Annotated in this window: 27 protein-coding genes; 11 read left to right on the top strand and 16 right to left on the bottom strand. The window is 71.3% G+C overall.

Going from position 1 to position 23,443, the window contains the following annotated elements:
- Window positions 1–12 precede the first annotated feature (12 nt).
- Entirely contained in the window at window positions 13–1,227 is a 1,215-nt protein-coding gene (locus AB0P08_RS14470; protein ID WP_363590304.1) for an ROK family protein, read from the top strand.
- 249 nt (window positions 1,228–1,476) lie between these two features.
- Here AB0P08_RS14470 and AB0P08_RS14465 read toward each other — a convergent pair whose 3' ends face one another.
- The 6 genes from AB0P08_RS14465 to AB0P08_RS14440 all read right to left on the bottom strand — a co-directional run bounded on the left by AB0P08_RS14465 (window position 1,477) and on the right by AB0P08_RS14440 (window position 7,605).
- Complete coding sequence (locus tag AB0P08_RS14465; protein WP_363590303.1) at window positions 1,477–2,148, bottom strand: ArsR/SmtB family transcription factor; 672 nt, start codon at window positions 2,146–2,148, stop codon at window positions 1,477–1,479.
- Window positions 2,149–2,165: 17 nt separating this feature from the next.
- The gene (locus AB0P08_RS14460) at window positions 2,166–2,789 is read right to left on the bottom strand and encodes a flavin reductase family protein (RefSeq protein WP_259952566.1); all 624 of its coding nucleotides are present in this window, start codon (window positions 2,787–2,789) and stop codon (window positions 2,166–2,168) included.
- Between the two features lie 51 nt (window positions 2,790–2,840).
- Entirely contained in the window at window positions 2,841–4,205 is a 1,365-nt protein-coding gene (locus tag AB0P08_RS14455) for a dihydrolipoamide acetyltransferase family protein (protein WP_268776921.1), read from the bottom strand.
- 122 nt (window positions 4,206–4,327) lie between these two features.
- Window positions 4,328–5,293: an alpha-ketoacid dehydrogenase subunit beta gene (locus AB0P08_RS14450; RefSeq protein ID WP_363590438.1), complete on the bottom strand. Its 966-nt coding sequence runs from the start codon at window positions 5,291–5,293 to the stop codon at window positions 4,328–4,330.
- A gap of 11 nt (window positions 5,294–5,304) precedes the next feature.
- Window positions 5,305–6,432, bottom strand: coding sequence for a thiamine pyrophosphate-dependent dehydrogenase E1 component subunit alpha (locus AB0P08_RS14445; RefSeq protein WP_363590302.1), 1,128 nt, complete (start codon window positions 6,430–6,432; stop codon window positions 5,305–5,307).
- Between the two features lie 105 nt (window positions 6,433–6,537).
- Window positions 6,538–7,605 (bottom strand): histidinol-phosphate transaminase, encoded by a 1,068-nt coding sequence (locus AB0P08_RS14440; protein WP_363590301.1) that lies wholly within the window; start codon window positions 7,603–7,605, stop codon window positions 6,538–6,540.
- 67 nt (window positions 7,606–7,672) lie between these two features.
- On the opposite strand from AB0P08_RS14440, the gene AB0P08_RS14435 reads away from it, so the two are divergent.
- The 3 genes from AB0P08_RS14435 to AB0P08_RS14425 are packed head-to-tail and all read left to right on the top strand — an operon-like array spanning window position 7,673 to window position 8,705.
- Window positions 7,673–7,879, top strand: coding sequence for a ribbon-helix-helix protein, CopG family (locus tag AB0P08_RS14435; RefSeq protein ID WP_101847995.1), 207 nt, complete (start codon window positions 7,673–7,675; stop codon window positions 7,877–7,879).
- A gap of 3 nt (window positions 7,880–7,882) precedes the next feature.
- Window positions 7,883–8,266, top strand: coding sequence for a type II toxin-antitoxin system death-on-curing family toxin (locus AB0P08_RS14430; protein WP_280569130.1), 384 nt, complete (start codon window positions 7,883–7,885; stop codon window positions 8,264–8,266).
- A 34-nt stretch (window positions 8,267–8,300) separates the two neighbouring features.
- Window positions 8,301–8,705 (top strand): phage holin family protein, encoded by a 405-nt coding sequence (locus AB0P08_RS14425; RefSeq protein WP_187662697.1) that lies wholly within the window; start codon window positions 8,301–8,303, stop codon window positions 8,703–8,705.
- 35 nt (window positions 8,706–8,740) lie between these two features.
- Here AB0P08_RS14425 and AB0P08_RS14420 read toward each other — a convergent pair whose 3' ends face one another.
- Entirely contained in the window at window positions 8,741–10,036 is a 1,296-nt protein-coding gene (locus AB0P08_RS14420) for a hypothetical protein (RefSeq protein ID WP_363590300.1), read from the bottom strand.
- A complete protein-coding gene (locus AB0P08_RS14415) occupies window positions 10,033–10,287 on the bottom strand; it encodes a hypothetical protein (protein WP_363590299.1) in 255 nt (84 codons plus the stop codon). The genes AB0P08_RS14420 and AB0P08_RS14415 overlap by 4 nt, the downstream gene beginning before the upstream one ends.
- A gap of 165 nt (window positions 10,288–10,452) precedes the next feature.
- Between AB0P08_RS14415 and AB0P08_RS14410 the strand changes: the two genes are divergently transcribed.
- On the top strand, window positions 10,453–10,974 hold the full coding sequence (locus tag AB0P08_RS14410; protein WP_187662700.1) for a low molecular weight protein-tyrosine-phosphatase: 522 nt from the start codon (window positions 10,453–10,455) through the stop codon (window positions 10,972–10,974).
- A gap of 14 nt (window positions 10,975–10,988) precedes the next feature.
- Window positions 10,989–12,371 carry an adenylosuccinate lyase gene (gene purB / locus AB0P08_RS14405; RefSeq protein WP_363590437.1) on the top strand — a complete coding sequence of 461 codons (1,383 nt, stop codon included), beginning with the start codon at window positions 10,989–10,991 and terminating at the stop codon, window positions 12,369–12,371.
- 10 nt (window positions 12,372–12,381) lie between these two features.
- Here the strand turns inward: purB and AB0P08_RS14400 are convergent, their stop codons facing one another.
- From AB0P08_RS14400 to AB0P08_RS14390, 3 genes are read right to left on the bottom strand one after another with little or no spacing between them, the layout of a single operon-like run.
- Window positions 12,382–13,815 carry an MFS transporter gene (locus AB0P08_RS14400; protein ID WP_363590298.1) on the bottom strand — a complete coding sequence of 478 codons (1,434 nt, stop codon included), beginning with the start codon at window positions 13,813–13,815 and terminating at the stop codon, window positions 12,382–12,384.
- Between the two features lie 49 nt (window positions 13,816–13,864).
- The gene (locus tag AB0P08_RS14395) at window positions 13,865–14,224 is read right to left on the bottom strand and encodes a hypothetical protein (RefSeq protein WP_187662702.1); all 360 of its coding nucleotides are present in this window, start codon (window positions 14,222–14,224) and stop codon (window positions 13,865–13,867) included.
- A complete protein-coding gene (locus tag AB0P08_RS14390; RefSeq protein WP_315636706.1) occupies window positions 14,221–14,871 on the bottom strand; it encodes an acyl-CoA synthetase in 651 nt (216 codons plus the stop codon). The genes AB0P08_RS14395 and AB0P08_RS14390 overlap by 4 nt, the downstream gene beginning before the upstream one ends.
- A gap of 289 nt (window positions 14,872–15,160) precedes the next feature.
- On the opposite strand from AB0P08_RS14390, the gene AB0P08_RS14385 reads away from it, so the two are divergent.
- The gene (locus tag AB0P08_RS14385; RefSeq protein WP_363590297.1) at window positions 15,161–16,087 is read left to right on the top strand and encodes a hypothetical protein; all 927 of its coding nucleotides are present in this window, start codon (window positions 15,161–15,163) and stop codon (window positions 16,085–16,087) included.
- Here the strand turns inward: AB0P08_RS14385 and AB0P08_RS14380 are convergent.
- Window positions 16,075–16,914 carry a sulfurtransferase gene (locus AB0P08_RS14380; protein ID WP_363590296.1) on the bottom strand — a complete coding sequence of 280 codons (840 nt, stop codon included), beginning with the start codon at window positions 16,912–16,914 and terminating at the stop codon, window positions 16,075–16,077. The genes AB0P08_RS14385 and AB0P08_RS14380 overlap by 13 nt on opposite strands.
- A 115-nt stretch (window positions 16,915–17,029) precedes the next feature.
- Between AB0P08_RS14380 and AB0P08_RS14375 the strand changes: the two genes are divergently transcribed.
- The 3 genes from AB0P08_RS14375 to AB0P08_RS14365 all read left to right on the top strand — a co-directional run bounded on the left by AB0P08_RS14375 (window position 17,030) and on the right by AB0P08_RS14365 (window position 18,581).
- Window positions 17,030–17,680 carry a GTP cyclohydrolase II gene (locus AB0P08_RS14375; protein ID WP_363590295.1) on the top strand — a complete coding sequence of 217 codons (651 nt, stop codon included), beginning with the start codon at window positions 17,030–17,032 and terminating at the stop codon, window positions 17,678–17,680.
- Window positions 17,681–17,697: 17 nt separating this feature from the next.
- Window positions 17,698–18,168: a MarR family winged helix-turn-helix transcriptional regulator gene (locus AB0P08_RS14370; RefSeq protein WP_363590294.1), complete on the top strand. Its 471-nt coding sequence runs from the start codon at window positions 17,698–17,700 to the stop codon at window positions 18,166–18,168.
- A gap of 62 nt (window positions 18,169–18,230) precedes the next feature.
- Window positions 18,231–18,581 carry a helix-turn-helix domain-containing protein gene (locus tag AB0P08_RS14365; RefSeq protein WP_363590293.1) on the top strand — a complete coding sequence of 117 codons (351 nt, stop codon included), beginning with the start codon at window positions 18,231–18,233 and terminating at the stop codon, window positions 18,579–18,581.
- 79 nt (window positions 18,582–18,660) lie between these two features.
- Here the strand turns inward: AB0P08_RS14365 and AB0P08_RS14360 are convergent, their stop codons facing one another.
- Together AB0P08_RS14360 and AB0P08_RS14355 are read right to left on the bottom strand one after the other, a co-directional pair.
- On the bottom strand, window positions 18,661–19,263 hold the full coding sequence (locus AB0P08_RS14360) for a ClpP family protease (RefSeq protein WP_363590292.1): 603 nt from the start codon (window positions 19,261–19,263) through the stop codon (window positions 18,661–18,663).
- Entirely contained in the window at window positions 19,260–19,874 is a 615-nt protein-coding gene (locus tag AB0P08_RS14355) for a ClpP family protease (RefSeq protein WP_187662710.1), read from the bottom strand. Before AB0P08_RS14355 ends, AB0P08_RS14360 begins: the two co-directional genes overlap by 4 nt.
- Window positions 19,875–20,008: 134 nt before the next feature.
- Here AB0P08_RS14355 and AB0P08_RS14350 point away from each other — a divergent pair, with 134 nt between their 5' ends.
- Complete coding sequence (locus tag AB0P08_RS14350; protein WP_081811533.1) at window positions 20,009–20,479, top strand: acyl-CoA thioesterase; 471 nt, start codon at window positions 20,009–20,011, stop codon at window positions 20,477–20,479.
- Between the two features lie 75 nt (window positions 20,480–20,554).
- Here AB0P08_RS14350 and AB0P08_RS14345 read toward each other — a convergent pair whose 3' ends face one another.
- A complete protein-coding gene (locus tag AB0P08_RS14345; protein WP_363590291.1) occupies window positions 20,555–21,961 on the bottom strand; it encodes a hypothetical protein in 1,407 nt (468 codons plus the stop codon).
- A 150-nt stretch (window positions 21,962–22,111) separates the two neighbouring features.
- Window positions 22,112–23,350 carry a trans-sulfuration enzyme family protein gene (locus tag AB0P08_RS14340; protein WP_280569879.1) on the bottom strand — a complete coding sequence of 413 codons (1,239 nt, stop codon included), beginning with the start codon at window positions 23,348–23,350 and terminating at the stop codon, window positions 22,112–22,114.
- Window positions 23,351–23,443 lie beyond the last annotated feature (93 nt).

The raw sequence follows: 23,443 nt of genomic DNA, 5'->3' as shown, positions 1-23,443 counted from the left end.
AGGTCAAGGGGAGTGACAGAGGTCTCGACGGGACTCGGCACCGGCCGCGCGAGCGTGAGCGCGGTGCTCGACTTCGCCTGGACGGCCGGCGAGTTCACCGCCACCGAGGCCATGGCCGGCACCTCGCTCACGCGCTCGACCACCATCGACGCGATCGATACCCTCGTCACCGCGGAGGTGCTGCGCGAGCTGCCCAACGCCCGCGCCATCGGCGATTACCGCTCCGGGCGCCCCGCGCGCCGCTTCGCCCTCGCGGCAGACCTCGGCGTGGTGATGGGCATCGACGCCGGCGACACCCATCTCGCGGTCACCGTCGCGGATCTGCTCGATCGCACGCTCGTCCATCATCGCGTGGAGGTCGACCCCGCGCAGAGCGTCGAGGACCGCCGGGCGACGATCCTGCAGCACCTCACCGCCGCGCGCGACGAGGCCGGGGTGCCCGCGGAGCGCGTGCTCGCGGTGTGCGCCGGCGTCGCCGCCCCCGTGAACCGCGACGGCATCTCGCCCCCGCACCCCGACGGCTTCTGGGAGCGCACGAACCCCGGCCTCGCGGAGGCTCTGCGCGACTGGGCCCCGGTGGTCGAGGTCAAGAACGACGCCCAGCTGGCCGCGATCGCCGAGGGGACGCTCGGGGTCGCCGGCGACTGCCGCGACTATGTGGCCCTGCTCGCCAGCGAGCGCTTCGGCGGCGGCGTCGTCGTCGACGGGCACGTGCTGCACGGCGCCCACGGCGGCGTCGGCGAGGGCGTGGTGTTCGATCACATCATCGGTGTCGGCTCGGCGGTGGGCCTCCGGCACGCCGTGGAGGAACAGGCTCGGAGCGCCGTCAAGGACGGGGGCGCTGCCGCAGACGGAATCCTCGCACGGCTCGTGGCGGACGGGCCGGTCGATCCGCGGCTGGTGCTGACCCTCGCCGCCTCCGGAGACGCCGACGCCCTGCGCGTCGCCGAGCGCGTGGGGGCCACCCTCGCCCGCGTCGTCGGGGTGCTCGGCAGCATGTACGACCCGGCCCGCGTGATCATCTGCGGGGCCGTGGCGGAGAGCATCGAGCCTGTGCTGGCCGCCGCCCGCCGGATCCTCCCGGACGAGCTGCACCTGCCCGCACCCGAGATCCTCGCCTCCACACTCGGCGCGGAGGTCGTGTCAGCCGGCGCGATCGCGACCGCCCGGAGGGCTGCCAGGGAGCGTGCCGTCCCCCGCCTCGCGGAGCAGCGTCTCACCGCCTGACCCCCCTCTTGCGTCAGCCGCCCGCTCTCCTCGCGAGCCGCCCTCTCTCGCGAGAATAGGCAAGCGCGCGAGTTCAGGCTCTCCCGCCCCTGGCAGCCTGTCCTCGCGCGAACGCCTGCCCCGCCGGCCTGTCGTGGGAACAGGCCCCCGCGCGAACTCAGGCGAACGCCGGAGTTCAGGCTCTCCCCCACTCCAGAGCCTGTTCTCGCGCGAACGCCTGTGTCACGGGACGCCCGATGCCGATCGCGGTCAGGACAGTGTCGGCGGAATACCGAAGAGAGTGTGGAAGGCGGCCGTGCCGGCGGGAGAGATCGTCACGGCACGCGAGGTCTGCTGAGGGTGGATCCAGCCTCGGTCGCGCGCGGTGCGGAGGAGGACGGCGCCGAGGTGACCCGAGAGATGCGAGCGCCGTTCCGTCCAGTCGAGGCAGCTCCGCACAAGAGGACGACGAGACGACGGCACCAACGCGTCCGGCCCCGCGATGCTCTCGAACAGGTCGCGCCCCGTCGCGGTCACCGTCAGGTCCGGCGTGAGGTGCCCCCGCTCGACGAGGGCGTCGAAGAGGGCGACCCCCAGGCGACCGGCGAAGTGGTCGTAGCAGGTGCGGGCCAGGGCCATGCCGTCTCGCGCCGTCGCCGAACGGAGGCTCGAGACCGGAGCCGCCTTCCCGGCGTACGCCGTCGCGGCCTCGATGATGTGCGCGGCATCGGGGGACGCGAGCGTGACGTAGGAGTGCCGCCCCTGTCGGCGGAGCGCGACGAGCCGGACGTCGAGGAGCGTCGTCAGGTGCTCCGACGCCGTCGACCTCGACACCCCGGCGGCACGCGCGAGCTCGCCGGACGTCCATGCCCGGCCGTCGAGGAGCGCCAGACACATCTGCACCCGGGTCGGGCTGCTGAGCGCGTGTCCCAGCTGGGACACGGACGAGGGATCGACGATCACGCCACGACGGGGTCGTCGAGGAGCGGCGCGCGGAAGTTGGAGCCGACCCGAGGCCCCTGGGCGAAGTAATGGCGGAAGGCGTAGGACAGAGGGTCCCACTTGTCCGTGTCGATGCGGTCGGGTCCGTACGCCTTCAAGATGTCCTCGTGCACGTGGACCTGCAGGACCTCGGCTTCGACCGCCAGCGCGTCGCCGCCGTCGATCGGGATGATCTGGGCCACGCGCGCTTCGATCTGCACCGGGCATTCCGCGATCCGGAACGGGATCACCGCCTCCGACGGCACAGGGGTGAAGCCCCCGAGACTCCATTTGTCCGGCTCATGCCGGTATGCGGGAACCTTCTCGGCGGGAACCGGCGAGCGACCGGTGGTCGGCGCGATCGCCTCCACGGCGTGCACGAGGTCGGCGGAGGGGAGGTTGATGACGAGGTCCCTGACCCGTCCGATGTTCGCGGCGGCCTGCCCTTCGGCACCCAGTCCGAGCATGTACCGCGTCCCCAGCGCCCATGCGGACGAGATCGGGCTGATGTTCGACGACCCGTCGGGGTTGACGGTGGTGATCAGCGCGACGGGAGTCCCGAAGTACAACACCGGCAGGTCGACGCTCCGCGTGGTTCTCATCCGTCCATTCTCGCCACCCGATCGTTCGGGCCGCGCCGAACCGTGGCCAACTCAGTCCACCAGGAGCGCGGGCTCCTCGAGGATGGAGGCGACGTCGGCGATGAACCGGCTCATGCCGTCGCCGTCGATCACGCGGTGGTCGAACGAGCCGGCGACCGTGGTCACCCAGCGCGGGCGCACCTCGCCGTCGACGACCCAGGGCTTCTGGCTGATCGTGCCCATGGCGACGATGCCGGCCTCGCCCGGGTTGATGATTGGAGTGCCCGCGTCCATCCCGAACACGCCGATGTTCGTGATGGTGATCGTGCCGTTCTGCTGGTCGGCCGGCGGGGTCTTGCCCTCGCGTGCTGTGAGCGTGAGCCGGTTCAGGGCGCGGGCGAGATCCTTCATGCTGAGGTCCTGGGCGTCCTTGATGTTCGGCACGAGCAGACCCCGAGGCGTGGCGGCGGCGATGCCGAGGTTCACGTAGTGGCGCACGGCGATCTCGGCCCCGGCCTCCGTGTCGATCCAGGCCGCGTTGACCATCGGCGTCCGGCGCACCGCCCAGATCACCGCGCGGGCCATGATGAGCAGGGGCGAGACCTTGATGTCGGCGTAGTCCGGCGAGGCCTTGAGGCGCTTGACGAGTTCCATCGTGCGGGTGGCGTCGATCTCCTTCCACACCGTCACGTGCGGGGCGGAGTACGCGCTCTGCACCATCGCCGACGACGTCGCCTTGCGCACGCCCTTCACGGGAATGGACTCGGTGCGGTCGTCGCCGGCCGCCGACGGGCGCACCGGCGCGAGGCCGCGCGCCAGGCCGGACGGGGCCTGCGGTGCCGGGACGGTCTCCTCGCGCACGCTCCCCCACTCCGGGGTCTCGATGTTGCGGAAGACGCTGGCCTGCGAGGCGTGCTTCATGACGTCGTCGCGGGTGACCTCGCCGTCGGCGCCCGTGGGCGTCACGCTCGTGAGGTCGACGCCGAGGTCGCGGGCGAGCTTGCGGATCGGCGGCTTCGCGATCACGCCGACCGACGACCGCACGGGGCGCTCGGCCGGGCGCTTGCGCCGCGAGGTCGCGCCGCTTCCGGAGCCGTAGCCGACGAGCACCGACCCGCCGCCCTCCTCGGGCGCGGGCGCCTCCGCCGTCGCGACGGTGCCGGGCGCCACCGAACCGTTCCCCGAGCCCGCCGCAGGGTCGGTCACGAAGGTGATGATCGGGGTGCCGACCTCGACCGTCGCCCCCTCGTCGACGAGCAGCTCGCCGACCACGCCCGCGTGCGGGGAGGGCAGCTCGACCAGGGACTTCGCGGTCTCGATCTCGCAGATGACGTCGTTGATGGCCACCCGGTCACCCGGCGCCACCTTCCACGCGACGATCTCGGCCTCGGTCAGCCCTTCGCCGACGTCCGGGAGGGGGAAGTTCTGCGTGCTCATGCGGAGTCCTTTCGTGGGCCGCGTTCATAACTCAGGAGACTCGAACCGGTGCGCCCCCCTGCGCCCGCGCTGGACGGGTGAAGGGGGTGGTTGTCCTGAGTTGTGAACATGGAACGTCGGTGTCAGTAGGCCAGGGAGCGGTCGACGGCTTCGAGGATGCGGTCGGCGTCCGGCAGGTAGGCGCCCTCGAGCTTCGCGGGCGGGAACGGGGTGTCGTAGCCGGAGACGCGCAGCACCGGAGCCTCGAGGGCGTAGAACGCGCGCTCCATGACGGTCGCGGCGATCTCGCTGCCGAGGCTCGTGAATCCCGGGGCCTCCTGCGCGTAGACCATGCGGCCCGTCTTGCGTACCGACCCGAGGATCGGCTCGTAGTCCACCGGCGACAGCGAGCGCACGTCGACGACCTCGCAGCTCGTGCCCTCGGCCTCGGCGAGGGCGGCGGCCTGCAGCAGCGTCGTGACCATGGCGCCGTGTCCGACGAGCGTCACGTCCGTCCCGGTCCGCACCACCCGCGAGGAGTGCAGCGGGACGGCGGGAGCGTCGAGCTCGACCTCGCCCTTCGGCCAGTACCGGCTCTTCGGCTCCAGGAAGATCACCGGGTCGTCCGACGCGATGGCCTCCTGGATCATCCAGTAGGCGTCGTTCGCGGTGGACGGCGATACCACGCGCAGACCGGGGGTGTGCGTGAAGTACGCCTCCGGGCTCTCCTGGTGGTGCTCGACCGCCCCGATGTGCCCGCCGGATGGGATGCGGATCACGACGGGCAGCCGCAGCGACCCCTCGTGCCGGTTGGTGAGCTTGGCGAGCTGGGTGGTGATCTGGTCGAACGCGGGGAAGACGAAGCCGTCGAACTGGATCTCGACGACGGGACGGAACCCGGCCATCGCGAGGCCGATCGCGGTTCCGACCAGGGCCGACTCCGCGAGCGGGGTGTCCAGCACGCGCTGCTCCCCGAAGTCGCGCTGCAGGTGCTCGGTGATGCGGAACACGCCGCCGAGCTTGCCGATGTCCTCGCCCATGAGGAGGACTTTCGGGTCGTCCTCCATCGCCTTGCGCATACCGGCGTTCAGCGCCTTGCCGAGCGGCATGGTCTCCCGGGTCACTGGCCCTCTCCTTCGAACGACGCCTCGTAGCGGGCGCGCCAGGCTTTCTGCTCCTCGATCAGCGGATGCGGCTCGCTGTACACGTGGTCGAACATGAGGTCGGCGCGGGGCGGGCCGAGCTGCACGGTGCGGGCGCGGAGGTCTTCCGCGGCGTCGGCGGCCTCGGCGTCGACCTCGGCGAAGAAGCTCTCCTCGGCGCCGCGGTTCTCCAGGAACGCGCGCATCCGGACGATCGGGTCGCGCCCGGCCCACGCGAGCTCCTCGTCGTCGCCGCGGTACTTCGTGGGGTCGTCGCTGGTCGTGTGCGCGCCGAGCCGGTAGGTCACGGCCTCGATGGCGCGAGGGCCGCCGCCGCCGCGCGCCTCGTCGAGGGCCACGCGGGACACCGCGTAGCTGGCGAGGACGTCGTTGCCGTCCACGCGGACGCTGGGGATGCCGTACCCGGCGCTGCGCTGCACGAGCGGCACCCGGGACTGCGTGGTGACGGGGACCGAGATCGCCCAGTGGTTGTTCTGCAGGAAGAACAGCGTCGGGGCCTGGTAGCTGGCCGCGAACACCATCGCCTCATGCACATCGCCCTGACTGGAGGCCCCGTCGCCGTAGTACACGACGACCGCCTCGTCGCGCTCGGGGTCGCCGGTGCCGGTGCGGCCGTCGAAGGTGAGACCCATGGCATAGCCGGCGGCGTGCAGCACCTGGGAGCCGAGCACGAGCGTGTAGAGGCGGGTGTTGCCGTTCTTCGGATCGGTCGGGTCCCAGCCACCGTGGGAGACGCCGCGCATGAGCTTGATGATGTCGACCGGGTCCACGCCGCGGATCCGGGTGACGGCGTGCTCGCGGTACGAGGGGAAGATCGTGTCCTGCGCGCGGGCGGCCCGACCGGAGCCGACCTGCGCCGCCTCCTGTCCGCGGCTCGGCGGCCACAGGGCGAGCTGGCCCTGGCGCTGCAGGTTGGTGGCCTGGGTGTCGATCGCGCGGATGCCCACCATGTCGCGGTAGAACTGCGCGAGCTCGTCGTCGGGGATGGCCTCGATGAGCGGCAGGTACTGCTCCGCGGCCGGCGTCGGGGCGACCTTTCCGGTCTCGTCCAGGACGCGCACGAGGGGGGTCTCAGAGGTGCTCACGGCCCCCACGCTACCCGCGTCGGCATGCCGGGTCACGCATACCTAGGACGCCCTCGTATCTCCCCGGAACCCCGAGATTCCGCGGTTCGCCGGGCGGCGTCGCGCTCAGCGGAGGGTTGCGGCGACCTCCAGCACACGGGTGACGGCCGCCTCCTCGCCGACGGAGATCCGGATGCCGTCGCCGGAGAACGGGCGCACGATCAGGTCGGCGTCGACGAACGCCGCCGCGACCTCGTCCGTACGCGCGCCGGTCGGCAGCCAGACGAAGTTGCCCTGGGCGTCCGGCACCTCCCAGCCCTGCGCGCGGAGCCCCTCGACGAGACGGGCGCGGCGTTCGACGATCACGGCGACGCGCTCCAGGAGCTCGGCTTCGGCGTCGAGGCTCGCGATGGCGGCGTTCTCGGCCGCGGATGTCACCGACAGTGGGATGCCGGTCGTCCGCGCCGCGTCGAGCACCTTCTCGTGGCCGATCGCATAGCCGACCCGGAGCCCGGCCAGACCGTAGGCCTTGGAGAACGTGCGGAGGACGACCACGTTCGGGTGCGCCTCGAAGACGCGCTCGGCCAGGCCGTCGACGGCGTCGGGGGCGGTGACGAACTCGGCGTAGGCCTCGTCGAGGATGATGAGCACGTCAGAGGGCACGCGGTCCACGAAGGCCGCGAACTCGGCGGAGGTGACGATCGGGCCGGTCGGGTTGTTGGGCGTGCAGACGATGATCGCGCGCGTGCGGTCGGTCACGGCGTCGGCCATCGCGTCGAGGTCGTGGCGGGAGTCGGCGGTCAGCGGCACCTGCACCCCGGTCGCCCCGGCGACCAGCGGCAGGCTCGGATACGCCTCGAACGATCGCCAGGCGTAGACGACCTCGTCGCCGACGGAGGCCGTGGCGAGCACGAGCTGGTGCAGGATCGCGACACTGCCGGAGGCGACATGGACCTGCTCGGGCTCGACCCCGTAGCGGGACCCGAGCCGCGCGCGGAGACGGCCGGCCGTGGCGTCGGGATACCGGTTCATCGGCGTCGTGTGCTGCAGCGCGTCGAGGACCGAGGGCAGCGGGTCGAATGGGTTCTCGTTGCTGGAGAGCTTGAAGGCCTCCGGACCGGCCTGCTTGCCCTGACGATACGGAGCCAGGGAGGCGATGGCGGGACGGATGCGGGGCAGGGTCGGCTCGGTCACGCGTCGAGTCTAGGACGTGTGGCCCGCCACCTTTTCGGGGCTGAGTGTGCGGTGATACCATTCTGGTATGGCTATGACGGTGCGACTCCCTGCGGAACTCGATGCCCGGCTCGAAGACATCGCACGCGCCCGGCACGTCTCCAAGCACGCCGTGATCATCGAGGCGGCCACCCGGTTCGCGAACAGCGAGTCCAAGACCGATCGAGTTCTGGCGCTCGCGGACGAGGTGACCGAACGCTACGGCGACGCCATCACGCGCCTCGAGGACGCCTGATCGATGGCCACCGAGTACATCGAGCCCGAGCAGGCCCTCGCGCTGATCGCGAAGCTCGGCCTGCATGTGCGCGACGAGGGACTGCTCTTCTCCGCTCTGGCGCGACCTGCCGCCGGGATGTTCGGCGTCGATGCGTATCCGACCTTCGCGGAGAAGGCGGCCGCCCTGATGAGCTCCGTCGCCCAGAATCACGCACTGTTCGACGGGAACAAGCGCACGGCGCTCTATCTCACCTTCATCTTCATCCGGCTGAACGGCTACGACCTCACCTTTACGAACGACGAAGCCTTCGAGTTCGTGATCGATGTCGCGCAGAGCCGGATGGATCTCGGGGAGATCTCCCAGGTCCTCGCCGCCCACATCCGTCCGGTGGACGACCGCGGCTGACACCGCGAGCCCCGCGTGGGAGACTGAACACATCATGCGCTTCATCATCCGGGTCGTCGTCAACGCGTTCGCCATCTGGGTCGTCACGCTCATCCCCGTGCTCCAGGTCACGGTGCGCGCCTTCCCGCCGGGCGAGACGCTGCAGCTCGTCCTGACGCTCCTCGCGGTCGGAGCCCTCTTCGCGCTGGTGAACACCATCATCGGCACGGTCGTGAAGATCGTCGCCTTCCCGCTGTACATCATCACGTTCGGCCTCATCGGCTTCCTCATCAACGGCTTCCTGCTCTGGCTGACCGCCTGGATCACCAGCAGCTTCGGATGGGGCCTGACGGTCGAGTCGTTCTGGTGGGGTGTTCTCGCCGCCCTGATCATCTCGATCATCAACGGCATCTTCGGCTTCATCCTGCGCCCGCAGAACAAGCGCTCCCGCCGCGACTGACCCGTCCACCGACGTCTGCCGACGCCGCGTGCGGCTCACGGATCGGGGAGCACACGCTCCGCGCGGTACTCGGTGCGGTCGACGGTGACGGCGCGGTCCAGGTCCGCCCAGTAGGCGTCGAGAGCCTCCGCCCGCGGGTCGGCGGAGGCATCCACCATCGCCGCGGTCTCCATGTAGTTCTCCAGGGAGTGCGTCTCGAGCGCGAGGTCCTGCTGACCGGCGTCGGGGTCGCCCACCCGGCTCGCGGTGAAGCTGTCGGCCGAGCCTGTGCCCTCCCTCGCCCCTCCCGCGGCGAGCGCGGACACCACGTCGTCGGTGTGCCGAAGCTGCACCAGTGTGTGATCGGCGGAGAGCGTCGGCTCCACGGGGCTTCCGGCGGTGATCTGAGTCGTGACCGCGAACGGGCTCTCCATCGCCAGGTGCGCCGCGATCATCCCACCCTGCGAGTGCGCGACGACATCCACCCGATCCCCGGGTCTCGCACCGGCCGCGGCCAGGGCATCGAGGGTCGCCTGATACGACGCGGACCCGCCCCCGGTGTAGAGCTCGATGTTCGACTTCATGTCCCACGGTTCCGTCCCGCCGGCCGTGCGGAGCGACATCGAGCGGCTGCCGGCGAGGTAGGCGACGTATCGCGGCGCCTCACCGGGCATCGTGTACTTCTCGATCGCCACCTGCGCCCCGGAGGCGGACGGCAGGCGGCGGAGCGCACTCGCCAGTCCGCTCGGTGCACCGGTCGGCCGCGAGCGTGAGGCCACGGAGACGCGTACCGGATCGGCCGTCGCGCCGAGCGCCATTCCCGGTCGGACGCGCCCGAGTCCCGACGTCACCCCTACGAACGCACCGCCCAGGAAGACCGGTGGGAGCAGACCGGCGGCGTCGTACTGGTCGTCGAGGCCGCGGAACCGCCGGGCATCCGCGGTCCGCTCCAGAGTGTCCGCGAGCGTTCCCACACTCCCGTCCGAGGCGAGGAGCCGCGCCAGGCGCGCCTCCACCGCGGCGGCGGCGGCCGCGTCGGTGTGCGCCAGCGCCTCCGCCTGCGCGCGCAGCTCGACGACCTCGTACGCCTCGGCCATCAGGACGAGGTCGGCGGCCGTCTTCTCGACGCGGGCCGTCAGCCCGTCCAGCGACGTCGCCACGGACCGCAGCGACCAGGCAGCGGGGGCCAGCTCCGTCCACGCCGCCGTGGCGAGCAGCGCCTCCGCGCGCGCCACGGCATCGGCCACCTCCGCCAACACCGGGACGACGCCCCGCACCCGTACCGCGAGGTCGCGAAGCTGCGCGGTGTCCACGGCGATCGCGCCGCCGTGGTCGATGCTGAGCCCGCTCATGCCGCTTCCGCCTCCCTGCGGCACTGCTGCATCATGGCGCGCACCGGCGCCGCGTCCTCGGACAGCCGCCAGAGCGCCGTCCGCAGCGCCTCGACCCCCTCGGATTCCCAGGAGCACGCATCACGCAGGGCCGTCAGCACGGACGCCGCCTCGTCGAGTCGCTCCCCGGCCGCATCCAGCTCGGACAGCACTGCGGCGCGCAGCGCGGGGTCGACACCGGGAGAGAGGGCGGTGAGAGGGAAGGACGACATGGATCCACCCTTTCCCCGCCCTTCGTTCCCCGGCTCCGGATGCGCCTCACACGGGCACGGACCGTGGACAGTCGTCGCCCACACACCACGGTGCAGGAGAGTCGAAGGCGGGTCGCGATCCGGGCGGCGCTGTGCAGGAACCGCGTCGACCGGCAGAATGGATCCGTGACAGCCCGAGATCCCTTCCGCGTGATCTTCGTCTGCACCGGCAACATCTGCCGCTCCCCCATGGCGGAGGCCGTATTCCGGGACCTCGCGGAACGGCAGGGTCTCGGTTCCCGGATCGTCTCCCGCAGCGCGGGCACCGGGGACTGGCATCTCGGGGAGCGCGCCGATCACCGCACCATCGATGCGCTCGCCCGTCGCGGCTACGACGGCTCGCTGCACCGCGCCCGCCAGTTCACCGCCGCGTCCTTCGCAGAGAACGACCTCGTGGTCGCCCTGGACCGCACGCACGAGCGCATCCTCCGCGAATGGGCCAGGGACGAGGACGAGGACGGCAAGGTGACCCTCCTCCTCGCCTTCGATCCCGACGCCTCGACCCACGACGTCCCCGACCCCTACTACGCGGGCCCGGAGATGTTCGATTCGGTGCTCGGTATGATCGAGACGGCGACTCGCGGCTTGTTCCGCCAGCTCGAACCCGCCCTGCGCCTGCCCCGCACGCCCCGAACCTTCGGGGCCTGATCAGGAGGATTCCCCTGACTTTCCAGCCTTCGCTCCCGCCGCAGCCCCTCAGCCCCCTCGACGGCCGCTATCGCGGCGCCGTCACCGGGCTCGCCGACTTCCTCTCCGAGGCCGGACTCAACCGCGCCAGGGTCGAGGTGGAGGTGGAATGGCTGATCGCCCTCACCGACCGCTCGCTGTTCGAGACGAGCCCCCTGTCGGACGACGACAAGGAGCGCCTGCGCGCGCTCTACCGCGACTTCGGGCAGGCCGAGATCGACTGGCTCGCCGAGAAGGAGGCCGTCACGCAGCACGACGTGAAGGCCATCGAGTACCTCGTGCGCGACCGGCTCGCCACGCTCGGGCTCGACCACATCGCCGAGCTGACGCACTTCGCGGCGACGAGCGAGGACATCAACTCCGCGTCCTACGCGCTCACCGTCAAGCGCGCCGTCGAGGAGGTCTGGCTCCCGGCTCTCGACACCGTGATCGCGAAGCTGCGGGAGCTCGCCGTCGAGCACGCCGACGCCGCCATGCTCTCCCGCACGCACGGGCAGCCCGCCACGCCCTCGACCATGGGCAAGGAACTCGCGGTCTTCGCCTGGCGCCTCGAGCGCGTGCGCAGCCAGATCGCCGGCTCCGAGTACCTCGCGAAGTTCTCCGGAGCGACCGGCACCTGGTCCGCTCACCTCGCGGCCGACCCGGACGCCGACTGGCCGACCATCGCCCGCGAGTACATCGAAGGGCTCGGTCTCGGGTTCAACCCGCTGACGACGCAGATCGAGTCGCACGACTGGCAGGTGGAGCTGTACGACCGCGTGCGTCACGCCGGCGGTATCCTGCACAACCTCGCGACGGACATCTGGACCTACATCTCGCTCGGCTACTTCGCGCAGATCCCGGTCGCCGGGGCCACCGGCTCGTCGACGATGCCGCACAAGATCAACCCGATCCGCTTCGAGAACGCCGAGGCCAACCTGGAGATCTCTGGCGCTCTGCTCGCCTCGCTCGGCCAGACCCTCGTCACGAGCCGCCTGCAGCGCGACCTCACCGACTCCACCACGCAGCGCAACATCGGCGTCGCATTCGGGCACTCGCTGCTCGCGCTCGACAACCTGCGCCGCGGCCTGAACGCGATCTCGCTGTCGCGCGACGTGTTGCTCGCCGACCTCGACGTGAACTGGGAGGTGCTGGCCGAGGCGATCCAGACGGTGATCCGTGCCGAGGTCGTCGCCGGCCGGTCGAACATCCAGGACCCGTATGCGCTCCTCAAGGAGCTCACGCGCGGACACCGGGTGGGCGCCGCCGACCTCGCCGAGTTCGTGCAGGGCCTGGAGATCGGCGACGCGGCCAAGCAGCGGCTGCTCGCACTGACCCCCGCGACCTACACCGGTATCGCGGAGCGCCTCGCCCGCTGAGCCCGGGGAGCTAGGAGCCGGACTCCCCGGAGTGCTCCTCGACGCTGTCCTTCGGCATGAACGCGGCGGCGATCAGGGTGAGCACGGCGGTCACGGCGACCGCGACGAACACCCACACCGACGCGTGGATGATCGTGTCGGGGTCGTCGGGTCCCGCGCCCTGCGCGATGACGGCGTTGGAGATCGCCCCGAACACCGCCACCCCCACGGCGCTTCCCGCGGACCGTGCGAACGCGTTCATCCCGGTCACCGCTCCGCGCTCGCCCCAGCCGACCGAGGCCTGGGCGGCGATGAGGGTCGGCGCGGCACTCCACCCGAGCCCGAAGCCGAGGAGGAACGCGATGCCGGCGACGACGAACGGGTTCGGCCAGGAGGCGACGGCGGCGAGCGCGACGGCGGCGACCGTGGTGATGCTCATGCCGATCAGGGTGGTGCGGCGGAAGCCGATGCGCAGGTACAGCCGGCCGGCGTTCGCGGCGGCGAGCGGCCAGCCGAGGGTCAGAGCAGCCACCGCGAGACCTGACAGCAGCGGAGCGATGCCGATGGACCCCTCGAGGTAGGCGGGGGCGAAGCTCGTCACCCCGAGCATCAACGCCCCGATGCCGAGCGACACGATGGTCGTCGTGAGGATGAGCCGACGTGTGACGAGGCGCAGATCGACGATCGGCTCCGCGACCCGGCGCTCGACGACCCCGAAGGCCACCAACGCGACCACCCCGATACCGAAGCAGAGGGCGCTCGGCACCGACAGCCAGGCCCACGCGTTCCCGCCCTCCAGCATGCCGAGGATGAGCGCGGTCAACCCGATCGTGAGCAGCACCGCTCCGCCGTAGTCGATGCTGTGCTTCTGCGTCTGCTTCTGCTCCCGGTAGGTGCGCAGCAGCATCCACCCGGCGATCAGACACAGCGGGACGTTGATCCAGAAGATCCATCGCCAGGCGTCGAGCTGCGCGAAGATCCCGCCGAGCGCCGGGCCCACGACCGAGGAGATGGCCCAGACGCTCGCGACGTATCCCTGCACCTTGGCGCGTTCGGCGACCGTGTAGATGTCGCCGACGATGGTCATCGACATCGGCGCGACGGCACCGGCGCCGATGCCCTGGATGATGCGGAAGACGATCAGCGCCGGCATGCTCCAGGCGAACCCGCAGAGGATCGATCCGAGCAGGAACAGGGCGATGCCGAGCAGGATTATCGGCTTCCGGCCCACCGTGTCCGCGAAGCGGGAGTAGATGGGCACGCTGACGGCCTGCGCCAGGAGGTACACGGAGAACAGCCACGGGAACTGCTGATAGCTGCCGAGGTCGCGCACGATGCTCGGAACCGCGGTCGCGAGGATCGTCGCGTCGATCGCGATGAGGCCGGTGGCGAGCATGAGCGCGCCGAGGATGGGTCCGCGCTCCGACCGGAGTCCGATGGAGGCGCGGTCGACGGAGGCAGTCACTCCAGGGACAAGCGGAAGGACCTCACCGATATTCCGCCCGTATGACGGATCAGGTCGAGGCGGGGCGTCCCGGCTCGTCGGTGGTGCCGTCACCCTTGCCGTCGTCCTCCGCGTCGTAGAGCACGGGGCGGTCGATGGTCTTGGTGACGTCGGCGGGGTCGATCGCGAGCATCAGCATCGCGAGGATCAGGAGCGTCGCGATGAAGGCGCCGCCACCCACGACGAGGCTCAACGCCACGGGGGTGAGACCCTCGTAGGTGCCGTTCGCGATGGCCGTGTTCACGCGGAGGGTGAACGCGCCGGTGGAGACGAGAGTGACCACCATGGCGAACACGCCGCAGCCCAGGGCGATGCCGAGCAGGTGGAGGGGACGCAGGATGTCCCGTCGGGTGGGCTTGTCGTCGCTCATCGCTCTCCTCCGTGCTCCACAGGAGCCGCATCGTTCTCGGGGGCGGGAGCGACGTCATCGGCGTCCGCACGCTTCGGGGTGAGGCCGGCGATGCCGAGGAAGACGGCGACGATGGCCGCATACCCTCCGAACATCCCCACGCCGAGGATGATGCCGGACAGCTGGAACGTGCCCGCCTTCTCGATCGTGTACTCCTGGACGAAGCCCGAGGGGATCAGCAGCAGGACGACGGCGAGGAGCAGGCCGAGAGCCCCGACGGTGATCGCGTCGGTGGCGAGCGCTCCCCCGGCGCGGCGGGCCCGGATGCCGGCGAGCAGCTCGAGGCCACCGCTGAGCACGCCCCAGGTGATGAGGACGATGAAGAACATGTCATCGGTGCGCCACGCGGGCACACCGCTCGCCATACCAGCGATGACGCTGACGACCGCGAGGAGGATCGCCGCCCAGCGCGACCCCGCGGGGAGGACGAGCCAGGCCGCGAGGATGTGCACGAGGGCGGTGACCAGCGCGAAGCCGCTGAAGACGGCGAGACCGACCGCGGCGGAGTGATCCGAGGAGAAGGTGATCATCAGGGCGGCGACGGCCGCGAACAACGCGCGCAGCAATTGCACGTGGCGCATGGTGAACGCGCGAGCAGGGGCAGACATAACGGCCAGATCCTCCGGGGTTTCCCCCCAGTCTACGCGGGGCCGCGAGCCGCACGCGCCCGGGGATGCTCGTGAAGCCCGGCGGATCTCCCCAGATCGATTGCCGGGCTTCACGACATACGCAGCAAGGGGGGCATCACTGCGTCGGGCCGCTGTCGCCGGGTCGGGCACCCTCCCCGCGACATCGCAGCCCCGTGACCCACATGCCCACCTGGTCCCCTGAGGTGCGCGCGTGCGGTCTTATGCTCACTGTAGAGGTGTGTTCTTCACATACCGGGCGGGGGCTGTGATGGGTTTTGGGGACGGCGAGAGGAGAGCGGCGACGCCGGACGCGTTCGCCGCGGCACTGCGCGATGCGATCAATGCGAGACCGGTGACGCTGTCGTGGTTGCAGCGGCAGCTCCGCGACCGGGGCAACCGCGTCTCGATGGCCACGCTGAGCTACTGGCGCTCGGGGGCCCGTCGCCCGGAAGGACCGCAGTCCCTCGCCGCCCTCGCCGACATCGAGGACCTGCTGTGCCTCGAATCCGGGGCGTTGAGCCGTCTCCTCCGTCCGCACCGCACAGGACCCCTGGGACCGCAGGGGTTCCCGCTGGAGCAGGTCGACATGGAACGGGCCGTCCGCGAGGTCTACGCCGCCCTCGGCGCCACGTACCCGGACCCGTCGCGGGAGCTCACCGTCCATTCCGTCACGGACGTCGACGCTGACGGCGAGGTGTCCTCCTGCCTCACCCGCAGCATCGTGCAGTCGACGAGCGGCGTGATCACCGCCATCCCCGTCCTCGACCTCACCCCCGGCGTGCCCGGGCCTCCGCCGCGACTCACGGCCGTGGCCGGCGGACGGGTCACCGCGCGCTACTCCCACCCGAACGGCGAGGCGCACGGTGCGCTGATCGAACTCGACGTCCCGCTCGCAGCTCCGGACACCGCGGTGCTCGAGTGGTCGGTGCAGTACGAGCCGGGCCACCCGTCGGATCGCGAGACCGGACACGCCCTGTCCCGCCAGGCCCGGGAGGTCCTGGTGTGGACGCGCTTCCACCCGGATGCCGTCCCGGACTGGTGCGACGAGCTCGTCGAGACCGCCGGAGGCACCGTCGTCACCGCGCTCCCCCGACCTTGGGGCACGTCGGTGCATCAGGTCCGTCGGGCGTTCGGCCCCGGCGCCCTCGGTCTGCGCTGGGGGTACGGTCCTCGCAGGGGCGATCAGCCCGGCTGATCCCCCGTCGCGACCGACCGCCCCGGGGTGTTCGACCACTGGCTCCAGGAGCCGGGGAAGACCTTCGCCGGGATGCCGACCTCGTGCAGCACCAGAGCCGTGTGCGCCGCCGTGACTCCCGACCCGCAGTAGGCCGCCACCGGCGTCTCCGGGGTGACCCCGACCTCGGCGAGCGTCGCCAGCACCGTGTCACGGTCGCGGATGCGCCCGTTGTCGTCGAGGTGCCGCGTGGTGGGGAGGTTCCGGGCGCCGGGGATGTGCCCGGCGATCGGGTCGAGCGGTTCGGTCTCACCGCGGTAGCGCTCCGGGGCGCGGACGTCGAGCAGCACCCCGTTCTCCGGGAACGCCGCCGCCTCATCGATCGAGAGAGCGTCCTGGCCCGGATCCGCGAGGACGACATCGCCGGTCTCCGGCACGACGTCGTCGGTCGCCATGTCGTATCCGGCCGCGGTCCACGCGCGCAGCCCGCCGTCGAGCACCCGGACGTCGACCCCTGCCTGCCGCAGCAGCCACCACGCCCTGGCCGCCGCGAGTCCCTTGGTGTCGTCGTAGGCGACGACGGTATCGCCCTGCCGCACACCCCATCGCCGGGCCGCCGCCTGCAGGGTCTCCGTCGAGGGGAGCGGATGGCGGCCCTCGGTCGGCGCCCCGGGTGTGGAGAGCTCCTGATCCAACGACGCGAACACCGCGCCGGGGATGTGGCCGGAGCGATAGTCGCCCGGGCCCGCCTCTGGGCGGTCGAGGCGCCAGCGCACGTCGATGACCCGGATCGGGGCGCCGTTCAGGAGGAGGTCATAGAGCTGGGTCGCGCTGACGAAGTGACTCATGGTGCGAGGCTACCGAGTGCGCGGCGCTCCCCGTCTGCCTCCGTCACGGACGGACACGGTCATCGCCTCCGGACGGTTGCGGGAATAGCCAGGCGTCTCCGGCGTTTCCCCTCACATGATTGAAACTTCAACGGTCGCTGCGGAGCGCACCCGCGTGCGGGTGCCCCTGCGCTTCGCGGACGGCTTCGGCACGACGGCCGACGTCGTGACCTTCGACGGACTCGTGGACGGCCGCGAGCACCTGCTGCTCGGTCTCGGCGACTGGCAGGCCGCCCTCGATCGCGCCGCCGACGGCGGGGTCGCGCCCCTCGTCCGCCCGCACAGCGAGTGCCTCACCGGTGACGTGTTCGGCTCCGAGCGCTGCGACTGCGGACCGCAGCTGCGGGAGGCCGTGGAGCGGATCGCCGCCGAGGGCGGCTTCCTCCTCTACCTGCGGCAGGAGGGCCGCGGCATCGGGCTCTACGCCAAGCTCGACGCCTACGCGCTGCAGGACGCCGGGCTCGACACCTACGAAGCGAACGTGGCCCTCGGCCGCGGCGAGGACGAGCGGGACTACACCGTGGCGGCGCAGATGCTGCGAGCGCTGGGCGTGGACCGCGTCCGCCTGCTCAGCAACAACCCCGACAAGGCCGCGCAGCTCGACGGGCTCGGAATCCAGGTCACCGAGCGCGTCCGCACCGAGGTGCACCTCTCCGCAGCCAACTCGCGCTATCTCCAGGCGAAGCGCGACCACACGGCCCACACGATCGACCTGACCGCGGCGTGACCTCCGAGGAGCACGACATGAGCGAGGCGCGGCACCCGCGGCGGCTCGACGACGACGAACTCGCGACGTGGCTGCCGATCATCCGGTTCGTCCAGCTGCTGCCGCAGGTCCTCGACCGGGCGCTGAAGGACGAGGTGGGCCTTAACCACGCCCGCTACGCGATCCTCGTCACCCTCGCGGGCCAGGGTGAGGACGCCGTCACCATGACCGAGCTCGCGCGCATCGCCGGACTCAGCCGGTCGCGCCTGAGCCACGCCCTGGACTCGCTGGAGGAGCGCGGGTGGGTGGAACGGACCTCGTGCAGCACGGACAAGCGCACCCTCTCCGCGACGCTGACCCCGGCCGGACGGGACATGCTCCGCGCGGCCGCACCGGTCCACGTGGCCCAGATCCGCGAGCTCATCCTCGACCCGCTGTCCGCGGAGGATCGGCAGCGGCTGCAGGACATCCTGGGGGCGCTGCTGCCGGGAGTCAGGGCCGCACTCTGACCCTCGTTCTGCTCTGAGCAGAACGTCTCGATCGCCCCGCGGGCGGCGGCTTATCGTGAGGCATGGCCGACATCGTCCCGTTCCCCCGCGCCCCGCATCCCGTCCGTCCGCCGTCCAACGGACCCGAACCGCTGTGGCGCGAGATGCTCGGCGATCAGCTGCGACGGCGACGCCATGACCGCGGGGAGACACTCAGCGAGACCGCGGAGAAGGCCGGGGTCTCGCCGCAGTACCTCTCCGAGGTCGAGCGCGGCCGGAAGGAGCCGTCCAGCGAGATGATCGCCGCGATCGCCGGCGCGCTGGACTCCTCCCTCGTGGAGCTCACGAGCGCGGTCGCCGAGGAGCTCCGTCAGGCCACCCCCGCTACGGCTGCGGTCTCGACCTCCCGCGGCGCCTTCGCCCTGGCCGCCTGACCCCCGGTTCCCGTTTCACCTGCACGACCGGAGTCCGGGTGCACGACGGATCTCGGGAATCCGTCGTGCACCCGTCACCTCATCGTGCATCCGGATCACGGGGACCGAGCACGGTGTCGATGAGGCCGTACTCGAGAGCCGCGGCGGCGGTGAAGACCCGGTCCCGGTCGGTGTCGACGCGCAGCTCCGAGAGCGCGCGACCGCTGTGCCGGGCGAGGATCGACTCCATGTCGGCCCGCACCCGAACGACCTCGTCGGCCGCGAGGATGAGGTCCGGGATGGCTCCGCGTGACTGCCCGGCCGGCTGATGCAGCACGATGCGCGCGTGGGCGAGGGCCGCTCGCTCCCCCGGCGCCCCCGCCGCGACGAGCAGCGCCGCCGGACCGATGGCCTGCCCGACGCAGGTCGTCGCGATCCGCGGACGGATGTGCTGCATGGTGTCGTAGATCGCCAGCGCGGCACCGGGATCCCCGCCTTCGCTGTTGATGTAGAACTGGACGGCGGTCTCCGGGCTGTCCGCGTCGAGGTGCAGGAGCTGCGCGATGAGGGCGTTCGCGACTCCCGCGTCGATGCCGGTTCCGAGGTAGATGACGCGCTCGGCGAGCAGATGCGAGTAGACGTCCATCACCCGCTCACCCCGCGGGTGCTGCGCGATGACGTTGGGGATCGTGTAGCTGCTCATACGTCCGCCCCCAGTCCCACCCGCGCACGACGGCGGGGCATGATCTCCGCCGCGGACCGCACTATCTCGTCGATGAACCCGTAGCCCTGCGCCTCGGCCGCGGTGTACCAGCGATCGTGGAGGGAGTCCTCGAAGATCCGCGCGAGGGGCTGGCCGGTGTCGTCGGCGATGAGGCCGAGGACGGTGTCACGCATGTGCCGGAGGTCGTCGGCCTGCGCCTCGATCTCCACCGCCGATCCGCCGATCCCCGCCGAGCCCTGGTGCATGAGGATCCGGGCGTGCGGGAGAGCGCGCCGCTTGCCCTTCGTCCCCGCGGAGAGCAGGAACTGCCCCGCGCTGCAGGCGAGACCCAGGGCGAGGGTCGAGACGTCGTTGGGGATGAGGTGCATGAGATCGCGGATCGCCAGCATCGACGGCACGGAGCCGCCCGGCGAGTGGATCCAGAGGGCGATGTCGGTCGTCGGGTCCTCCGCGGCGAGGCCGAGGAGCTGGGTCATCAGGAGGGTGCCGTTGTCGTCGTCGAGGGCGCCGTCGAGGACGAGCACCCGTTCGTGGAACAGGGCGCGCCGGGCCTCGGGGCCGAACTGCGGGAGAGGGGTGTCTTCGCTCATGTCCCCAGCATCCGGCTCCGGTCATGACGGCGGGAGCGAATCCGCCCGGAGCAGATCCGCTGTGAGCGGCGGCGTGCACCCGCCCGAAAACCCGGCGTAACACCGCAGACGCACGAGCCGCCTAGCCTCGGGGCATGGCGAAACAGAAAGCACCGGCATGGCAGTCCGAGGACGGCCTGAACTTCCGCACCCGCAAGTGGGTGCGCCCGGAAGACCTCAACGCGAACGGCACGCTGTTCGGCGGGAGCCTGTTGAAGTGGATCGACGAGGAGGCCGCGATCTACGCGATCGTGCAGCTCGGCAACTACCGCGTCGTCACCCGGCACATCTCCGCCATCACGTTCGAGGCGTCGGCGGTGCAGGGCGACCTCATCGAGATCGGGCTGCAGGCCACCCGCTTCGGGACGACGTCGCTCACGATGCGGGCCGTCGCGCGCAACATGATCACCCGAAAGCGCATCCTCACCATCGACGAGATCGTGTTCGTCAGCATCGGCGAGGACGGCCTGCCCACCCCGCACGGCTACGACGAGATCACCTACGATCGCGACCGCATGCCCACCGAGCGCATCGCCACCGGCACGATCCCGCTCCCGAAGCGCTGACCCGCGCTCGCCGACCCACCCCCGAAAGTGCGTCACTTACGGGGGTGGGTCGCGCGGAAGGGGGTGGATCGACGATCAGCGGTGGGCGACGCGGTGGCCGATCCAGAACCCGATCGCGATCAGGCCGACGAGACCGATCCCGAGGATCCACGGGAGCAGAGAGGGCGCGGCGCCCGCCGTGGCCGTCGCGAGGGTGCCCGAACCGTCGGCGATACGTCCGTTGCCGGCCGCGAGGTCGGCGGCACCGGCGTCGAGCCTCGCGCCTCCGCTCGCAAGGGCCCCGGAGCCCTCGGCCACCGCGTCGGCGCCGGTGCGGAGTTCGCTCATCCCGGACCGGAGGTCACCGGCACCCGACTGCAGCGCGCCGACGCCCGTGGCCAGAGACCCGGCGCCGTCGTCGAGCCGCGCCGCGCCGGCGCTGAGCTCCGCGGTGCCGGAGTACAGCGCCGACGCCCCGGTCGAGAGGGTCTGCAGCCCGGACGAGAGATCCGCCGCGCCCGCCGCGAGCCGGGAGGTGCCGTCCTGCAGTGTCTGCGCTCCGGCGACCAGGGCGGGAGCGCCCTTCGGGGAGACCAGCACCACGGTCCCCGGCCACCCCTTCGAGGAGTCCCCGTTGATGAGCGCGCCGACGCCGGCTGTGACGCGTGCGGAGCCGTCGGCGGCGCCGATGAGTCCCTGTGCGAGGCCCGGAGCAGCCGCGGCGGGGGCTGCCAGCGCGCCGACCTGCTTCTCGACGCCGGCGGCGAGCGCCGCGAGCTGCTGGAGCTGCACATCGGCGGGGTTCGCGGCAAGGAGGCCCTGCAGACCGGCGGCGAGCGTCCGCGCATTGCCGGGAGCGCTCGTGGCGACGCCCGTCAGCAGCGTCTGCGTGTCCGGATGGGCGAGCTTCTGCACGTCGGCGCTCACTCCGGCGCGCAGCGTGGTGCTCAGAGTCGTCGCGCCCTCGAGCACGCCGTTCGCGTACCGGTGCGCGCCATCGACGCCCGCGGCGAGCGTGGTCGCTCCCGCGACGAGCTCTCGGGCCCCGGCATCCGCCGCCGCCATCTTCGCCGCGAGCTCCTGCGACCCGGCGAGCGCCGTCTGCGCTCCGCCGCTCACGCGTCCTGCACCGTCGAGAGCGGTGGCGGCTCCCGCCGCGAGGGTTCCGGCGCCCTCGGCGAGCGTCGTGGCGCCCGCGGCGGCCGTCGTCGCCCCGTCGCTCAGCTTCTCGGAGCCCTGCTGCGCCGTCGCGGTGCCTGCCGCGAGATCCTGCGTGCCCGCGGCCAGGTCGTCGGCTCCCGCGGCGAGGTCGGAGGCACCGGCGGCGAGGTCCGCGGATCCGCCCCGCGCGGCGGTCGTGCCGTCGGCGAGCTCCGCGGCCCCCGCGGAGACCTTGCTCATCGTGGCGAAGAACAGCAGCACCATCGCCGCCAGCAGAAGACTGAGGACGATCACGGCGATGCGCATGCCGAGGCCGTGCGCGTGGGTCTTTTCACTCGTCATTGAGGACTCCCGAGGTCAGTGGCGTCGTTGCCACCCGCGACTGTAGGCCCGCCCTCTCCGCGACCCCCCGGTTTTGCCGTCAGGTACCAAGTCCCACCTCAGTCGAGACTCAGTTTCTTGTCGTACTCACACAATCGCCGACCCGGCCCCTTATGTGCGAGCCACCCCCATATGTGACGCACTTTCCGGGGTGGGTGGCACGGAAAGGGGTGGGTCGGCGAGAGTGGCGAAGGCGTTCGCGAGGTCGGCGAGGAGGTCATCGACGTTCTCGAGGCCGATGGACAGGCGAAGGACGTCGGCGGCGGGACGCGCCTCCGCGGGGACCGGGCGGTGCGTGAGCGCGGCGGGATGTTGGATGAGGGAGTCCACGCCGCCCAGTGACACCGCATGCGTGAAGAGGCGGGTCGCACCGGCCACCGCCGCGGCCGCCGCATAACCGCCTCGGAGCCGCAGGGCGATCATCGCCCCCGGCCCGCGGAGCTGCCGTTCCAGGATGCCCCGCGGATCCCCGTCGAGCCCCGGATAGAAGACCTCGGCGACCTCGGGTCGATCGACCAGCCACTGCACGATGCGACGAGCACTCTCCTGCTGGTGCCGCACGCGGACCGGCAGGGTCGTGAGACCGCGGTGCAGCAGGTACGCGCCGAGCGGGTGCAGGAGCCCCCCGGTCACCGCACGCACGCGACGCAGCGCCTCCGCGGTCCTCTCGTCACAGGCGACGACGCCGGCGATGACATCACCGTGGCCGCCGAGGTATTTGGTGGCGCTGTGCAACGACATCGCCGCGCCGTGGTCGATCGGGTTCTGCAGCACGGGGGTCGCGAACGTGTTGTCGACCACCACCGGTACGCTCCCGGCCTGCCGCACGACCTCGGCGATGTCCGCGACATCGAGGGTCGGGTTCGCCGGCGTCTCCACGACGACGAGTCCGGTGTCGGCGCGCAGTGCGGCGGCGACCTCGTCGGGACGGCAGTACGTCGTCTCCACACCGAGCAGACCCGACCCCAGGAGGTGGTCGGTCCCTCCGTAGAGCGGACGCACCGCGACGACGTGCCGCGCCCCCGTGGCACCGGTGTGCGCGAGGATCACGGCCGTCATGGCCGCCATCCCGGAGCCGAAGGCGACGGCGGCTTCGGCGTGCTCGAGCTCGGCGAGGGCGTCCTCGAAGCGCGCGACCGTTGGGTTCCAGAGGCGGGCGTAGACCATGCTGCCGTCCTGCGGCGGGCGGCCCCCGGTCGCCATCGCCTCGTACGAGTCACCGCCGCGCTCGACGTCGGGCAGCGGATTGGTCGTGGAGAGGTCGATCGGCAGGGCGTGGACCCCGAGCGCCTCGAGGTCGGCACGGCCACTGTGGACGGCCACGGTGTCGGGATGCAGCGGTGCGGTCATCCCTCCACGCTGGCCGAATCGCGAGGTTCTCGCTGGTTTTCGACAGAACAACTCATTGAATCCGGGATCCTCGCTATTCTGTGCAACATCCGG

This window comes from Microbacterium meiriae (genome assembly GCF_040686935.1).
Taxonomy (GTDB): domain Bacteria; phylum Actinomycetota; class Actinomycetes; order Actinomycetales; family Microbacteriaceae; genus Microbacterium; species Microbacterium meiriae.
This window is presented reverse-complemented; position numbering and strand designations above follow the sequence as displayed.

What these genes read in the sequence shown, in the direction of transcription:
- AB0P08_RS14460 (WP_259952566.1), bottom strand. Translation starts at nt 2,789, where the DNA reads ATGAGAACCACGCGGAGCGTCGACCTGCCGGTGTTGTACTTCGGGACT.
- AB0P08_RS14455 (WP_268776921.1), bottom strand. Translation starts at nt 4,205, where the DNA reads ATGAGCACGCAGAACTTCCCCCTCCCGGACGTCGGCGAAGGGCTGACC.
- AB0P08_RS14450 (WP_363590438.1), bottom strand. Translation starts at nt 5,293, where the DNA reads ATGCCGCTCGGCAAGGCGCTGAACGCCGGTATGCGCAAGGCGATGGAG.
- AB0P08_RS14435 (WP_101847995.1), top strand. Translation starts at nt 7,673, where the DNA reads ATGGCTATGACGGTGCGACTCCCTGCGGAACTCGATGCCCGGCTCGAA.
- AB0P08_RS14430 (WP_280569130.1), top strand. Translation starts at nt 7,883, where the DNA reads ATGGCCACCGAGTACATCGAGCCCGAGCAGGCCCTCGCGCTGATCGCG.
- AB0P08_RS14425 (WP_187662697.1), top strand. Translation starts at nt 8,301, where the DNA reads ATGCGCTTCATCATCCGGGTCGTCGTCAACGCGTTCGCCATCTGGGTC.
- AB0P08_RS14420 (WP_363590300.1), bottom strand. Translation starts at nt 10,036, where the DNA reads ATGAGCGGGCTCAGCATCGACCACGGCGGCGCGATCGCCGTGGACACC.
- AB0P08_RS14415 (WP_363590299.1), bottom strand. Translation starts at nt 10,287, where the DNA reads ATGTCGTCCTTCCCTCTCACCGCCCTCTCTCCCGGTGTCGACCCCGCG.
- AB0P08_RS14395 (WP_187662702.1), bottom strand. Translation starts at nt 14,224, where the DNA reads ATGAGCGACGACAAGCCCACCCGACGGGACATCCTGCGTCCCCTCCAC.
- AB0P08_RS14390 (WP_315636706.1), bottom strand. Translation starts at nt 14,871, where the DNA reads ATGTCTGCCCCTGCTCGCGCGTTCACCATGCGCCACGTGCAATTGCTG.
- AB0P08_RS14385 (WP_363590297.1), top strand. Translation starts at nt 15,161, where the DNA reads ATGGGTTTTGGGGACGGCGAGAGGAGAGCGGCGACGCCGGACGCGTTC.
- AB0P08_RS14380 (WP_363590296.1), bottom strand. Translation starts at nt 16,914, where the DNA reads ATGAGTCACTTCGTCAGCGCGACCCAGCTCTATGACCTCCTCCTGAAC.
- AB0P08_RS14375 (WP_363590295.1), top strand. Translation starts at nt 17,030, where the DNA reads ATGATTGAAACTTCAACGGTCGCTGCGGAGCGCACCCGCGTGCGGGTG.
- AB0P08_RS14370 (WP_363590294.1), top strand. Translation starts at nt 17,698, where the DNA reads ATGAGCGAGGCGCGGCACCCGCGGCGGCTCGACGACGACGAACTCGCG.
- AB0P08_RS14365 (WP_363590293.1), top strand. Translation starts at nt 18,231, where the DNA reads ATGGCCGACATCGTCCCGTTCCCCCGCGCCCCGCATCCCGTCCGTCCG.
- AB0P08_RS14360 (WP_363590292.1), bottom strand. Translation starts at nt 19,263, where the DNA reads ATGAGCAGCTACACGATCCCCAACGTCATCGCGCAGCACCCGCGGGGT.
- AB0P08_RS14355 (WP_187662710.1), bottom strand. Translation starts at nt 19,874, where the DNA reads ATGAGCGAAGACACCCCTCTCCCGCAGTTCGGCCCCGAGGCCCGGCGC.
- AB0P08_RS14350 (WP_081811533.1), top strand. Translation starts at nt 20,009, where the DNA reads ATGGCGAAACAGAAAGCACCGGCATGGCAGTCCGAGGACGGCCTGAAC.
- AB0P08_RS14345 (WP_363590291.1), bottom strand. Translation starts at nt 21,961, where the DNA reads ATGACGAGTGAAAAGACCCACGCGCACGGCCTCGGCATGCGCATCGCC.
- AB0P08_RS14340 (WP_280569879.1), bottom strand. Translation starts at nt 23,350, where the DNA reads ATGACCGCACCGCTGCATCCCGACACCGTGGCCGTCCACAGTGGCCGT.